1 protein-coding gene is annotated in these 4,531 nt (G+C 63.4%); it reads right to left on the bottom strand.

Translation table 11 applies throughout. The features are described from left to right. The coding region (locus tag ACT89H_RS29250) for a non-ribosomal peptide synthetase (RefSeq protein ID WP_445111897.1) at positions 1-4,440 on the bottom strand (4,440 nt) is incomplete at its 3' end. Positions 4,441-4,531: the final 91 nt, after the last annotated feature.

Genomic DNA, 4,531 nt, shown 5'->3' with positions numbered 1-4,531 from the left:
AGTGACCTCGTCAAAAAGGTCCGTCGCGTACGACAGTATGCACCGTGGTCCGCGTTGCGCGTCGCCTTCCCCGGCGCGTTCGAATATTGCGAACTCGAGATCGAATCTGGTGGTGTCGACGGGTGTTTCGACTTCAGACACCGTCAGGTCCGGCAGTATGAGGTTAGCGCGACGGAAGTTTTGATAGGCGAGCATTACTTGAAACAGGGGCGAATGAGCGCCCGAACGGTTCGGCCTCAGCTGGTCGACGAGTGCCTCGAATGGGATGTCTGCGTTGTCGAAGGCGTCGACGTCGGACTGGACGACAGTCCTGAGCAGGTCGTTGAACGCGACGTTCATAGGAACGTCGCAGCGCAAAACGAGTGAGTTGACGAACATGCCAACCATGCCGTCGAGACGTTCGTCGCCTCGTCCGGCGGCCGCGGTGCCGATCACGATATCGTGCTCGCCCGACCAGTGAGCCAGCAGAACGGCCAGCGCCGTGTGCAACAGCATGAACACGGTGGCGCCGTGGGCGCGAGCAAGCTCATCCAACCTTTCGCCCAGCAGGGCATCGATGTCGAATTCGATCGCGGCACCGCGGAACGACTGTCGCGCCGGGCGAGGACGGTCCAAAGGAAGCGCCAGCACCTCGCGCGCTCCGGACAGGACTTCCCTCCAATGGGCCAGCTGCGTTCCAAGTACGGACTCGGCGTCGTTGACCGTGCCCAGCGCAGAGCGCTGCCAGAGGGCGTGATCGGCGTACTGTATATGCAAGGGTGCCCAGCCCACCGGCATGCCGCGTCGGCGCGCCTGGTAGGCGTGCATCAGGTCCGTGCCGAGAACCGCCATTGAGGACCCGTCGGCGGCGATGTGGTGCAGGACGACGGCGAGCACATGATCGTCGTTGCTGTGGCGGAAAAGTCGGCAGCGGAACGGCGGACTGAACTCAAGGTCGAATCCGAGGGAGGCGAATTCGTCGATCGCGACGTCCAATTCTGCCGCGTCGACGTCGACTACTGGCAGATTGGGCGTCACCTCGCCGACGGGCAGGATCACTTGCATGGGTTGGCCCGTGGGTGCCGGATATGTCGTGCGTAGTGGCTCGTGGCGGTCAACGAGGTCGGCTAGGGCGGCGCGCAGGGCCTCGACATCGAGACGGCCGATCAAACGAAGAAATAGCGGAATGTGGTATGCCGCCGAGTCCGTGAACCGGCTGAGGAACCACATGCGTGACTGAGCGAATGACAGCGGTAGCCGTTCGGGACGCTCGACGGGGTGCTCAGGCAGAGGGGAATGGCCGGCTTCGAGCATTGTCAGGGTGGCGCCGAGCTGATCGACGGTGGGGTGGTCGAACACCGACCGCACCGGGACCGCCGCGTCGAGCGCGGCGCTCAATCGGGCGGCTAGCCGTGTGGCGCTCAACGAGTTGCCGCCGAGTTCGAAGAAGTCGTCGTCGAGACCGACTCGTGCTACCTCGAGCACGTCGGCGAACGTGTCGGCGATCACTTGTTGAACTGGGGTCACTGGTGCTCTGTGGACAGCGGCACCGGGAGCTGTTCCGGGCAGCCGGGCGTGATCGACTTTTCCGGAAGTCGTCAAGGGCAGTTCATCCAGGACGGCTACGCGGTAGGGGACCATGTATTCTGGAAGGCGCTGCGCACAGTGGGCCCGTAGCTCGGCGGGATCGGGCCGTTGGCCCGGATACGGCACAACGAACGCAGCGACGACCGTTCCGCCCGGGAATTCCCGAGTCGTGGCAACGGACGCGAGGATACCCGGGTGGTCGACCAGAGTGTGCTCGATCTCGCCGAGTTCGATGCGTAGGCCGCGGATCTTGACTTGGGAGTCGGCGCGGCCGACGTATTCCAGTTGCCCATCGTGGTGCCAGCGGGCCAGATCGCCGGTGCGGTACATCCGTTCTCCCGGCTCGCCGAAGGGGTCGGCGACGTAGTGCGTCGCAGTCTGCGCATGAAGACCTCGATAGCCCTCTGCGAGTTGGACACCCGCTAGATAGAGCTCGCCGATGACACCCGGCGAAACAGGCTGGAGGCGAGCGTCGAGCACTATGGCGCTCGTACCTGGCAGTGGCCGTCCGATCGGTACCCACGATGCAGACGTCGTGAGTGGTCCGGAAACTACGGTCGCGACCGTCGCCTCGGTGGGACCGTAAGCGTTGAACATTCGGGTGCTAGGCGCCCATGTGTCGACGAGCTCGCGGGGGCACTGCTCGCCACCGACGATGACCGTGCGAAGAAAGGTGTCGGAGGCATCGACAGTGTTCAGCACCGAAGGAGTCAGGAACGCGCAATCGATGCGTTCCCGGCGAATGAACGAGGTCAGATCATCCCCGACACACAACGCCTCTGCGGAGACGACGAGGGTTCCCAAAGAGCCGAGCGCCAACAGCATTTCCAATACGTAGGCGTCGAACCCTGGAGAGGCCGCGTTGAGAACCCGGGGGTGCATGCCGAGCGGCAGCTGGGTCCGCAGTGCTTCGGCGAGGTTGGCGACTCCGGCTCCTGTAACGGCGACTCCCTTGGGTCGCCCCGTGGACCCCGACGTGTAGATCAGGTATGCCGTGTCCAAAGGGTGGGGCTCGCGCGGCGTGAGCGATTGCTCCTGTCCATGATGTGGATACGCGTGCATGGGTTGCGTTTCATCGATGCGGAGATACGTCACCGAATCCCGGCACCCAGGTTGGGCGGCAGCGGTCGTCAAGACCAGGTTCGCATGGGCATCAGACAATATGGACGCGATGCGTTCGGCGGGAAGTGATGGCTCGATCGGCAGGAACGCAGCTCCGGTTTTCACCACGGCCCAGATCGCGATCTGGAGCTCAATCGAGCGGTGCACCAAGATCGCGACTACCGATGCTGGCCCGATGCTTCTGGCACTCAGCCCTCGGGCGAGATCGGTGGACCGAGCGTCCAATTCCGCATAGCTGATCGAGCGGTCGGGTTCGCAGACGGCGTCGCGGTCTGCGGCCTGCCTGACGGCGAGGTCGAGTAGCGCACGCAGTGACGGTGTATTCGACGGTTCCGCGCCGCGGCAGGGCACGAGGTGATGTGCGCGGGCCGCCGTAACAAGGTCAACGTCGCCTACTCGGGTCGCCGGGTGAGATCCCATGGCGCGCAGCATCGTCAGAAATTGATCCACGAGGCTTCGAGCCGTCGGCTCGTCGAAGATGTCGGTGGCATAGGTCAGAATCAGTTGCAGTGGTGACCCGGTGGTGCCGTCAGCCGTGATGGTGAATTCGAGGTCGAACAGCGCGGCATGTTCACCGCGATCGAGGGGTTCGACCGCGAGTCCCGGCAGATCCAGGTTGAACTGGCTGTCGTCCTCGAACGCCAAGATCACCTGGAATAGGGGCGTGTGCGACGTCGTCCGTGGCGGGTTGACCAATTCGACGACGCGATCGAACGGCAGATCGCCGTGTGTGAATGCCTCCAGGTCGTGATCACGACAGCGAGTCAGCAATTCGGCGAGCGGCTGGGCGAGGTCCACTGTGGTACGAAGGGCGACCGTATTCACGAACATGCCGACGAGCTCTTCGAGTCTCGGATCTGTTCGACCCGACAATGGTGTTCCAATGGTGACGTCGCAGCTACCGGTGAGTCGTGACAGTAGCGCCGCCAGCGCCGCGTGAAATACCATGAATCGAGTGGCCCCCTGGCTGTGGGCGAGGTCGTCAAGGAATTCAGTGAGCACAGGATCGACGTGCGCGTGGACCATCCCGCCGACCATCGCGCGGGTGTGGGGCCGCGGATAGCTGGTCGGCAGGTTCAAGGTGTCGGGCAGCGTCGCGAAGGTCTTCCGCCAGAAGCGGGCCTGGATCGCGGTCTCGGACATCTCATCGTCCTCGTCGCCGAGCGCAGCCCGTTGCCATAAGGCATAATCGGCGTATTGGACGTCGAGCGGTTCCCAGTCCGGTGCCGCACCATCTCGACGCGCTTGGTACGCACGAATCAGGTCTCGTGATAGTGGTTTAAGCGAAAGCCCGTCTACGGCGATGTGGTGCGCGACAATCACCAGCACATGCGACCGGTCCGACATCCGCAGTAGTCGGCATCGTATCGGTAGGTCGGCGCAAAGGTCGAAGCTGTCGTTGACGAAAGCATTGATATGACCGAGGATCGAGTTCGGGGCGACATCGTCGATGTCGAACAATCTGGGAAGGGCGCTTACGTCGACGACTGTCTGATGGGGACCTGCATCCCCGTCAGGGAACCGCGTTCTCAGCGACTCATTTCGTTCGAGGAGATCCACGATCGCTGAGGACAGAGCAGCGACGTCGAGCAGCCCCTCTAGCCCCAGGACCAGGGGAATGTGGTATGCGGCCGACGACGGATCGAGGCGGTTGAGGAACCACATCCGAGTCTGGGCCAGGGACAAGGGAATCCGGTCGGGTCGGACGGTCGATGCGAGAGTGCGTGTCGCAGTCGACGGCGCGCCGTTCACGCGGGTCGCTAGCCGCTCCGGTGTGGTTGCGGCGAAGAGATCGCGTACCACAAGCCGGACAGCCAGCCTTTGGTTGAGCCGTCCGACGATG

Source organism: Nocardia aegles, from assembly GCF_052545135.1.
Note: the sequence above shows the minus strand (reverse complement) of the source record. Positions and strands in the feature narration are given on the sequence as shown.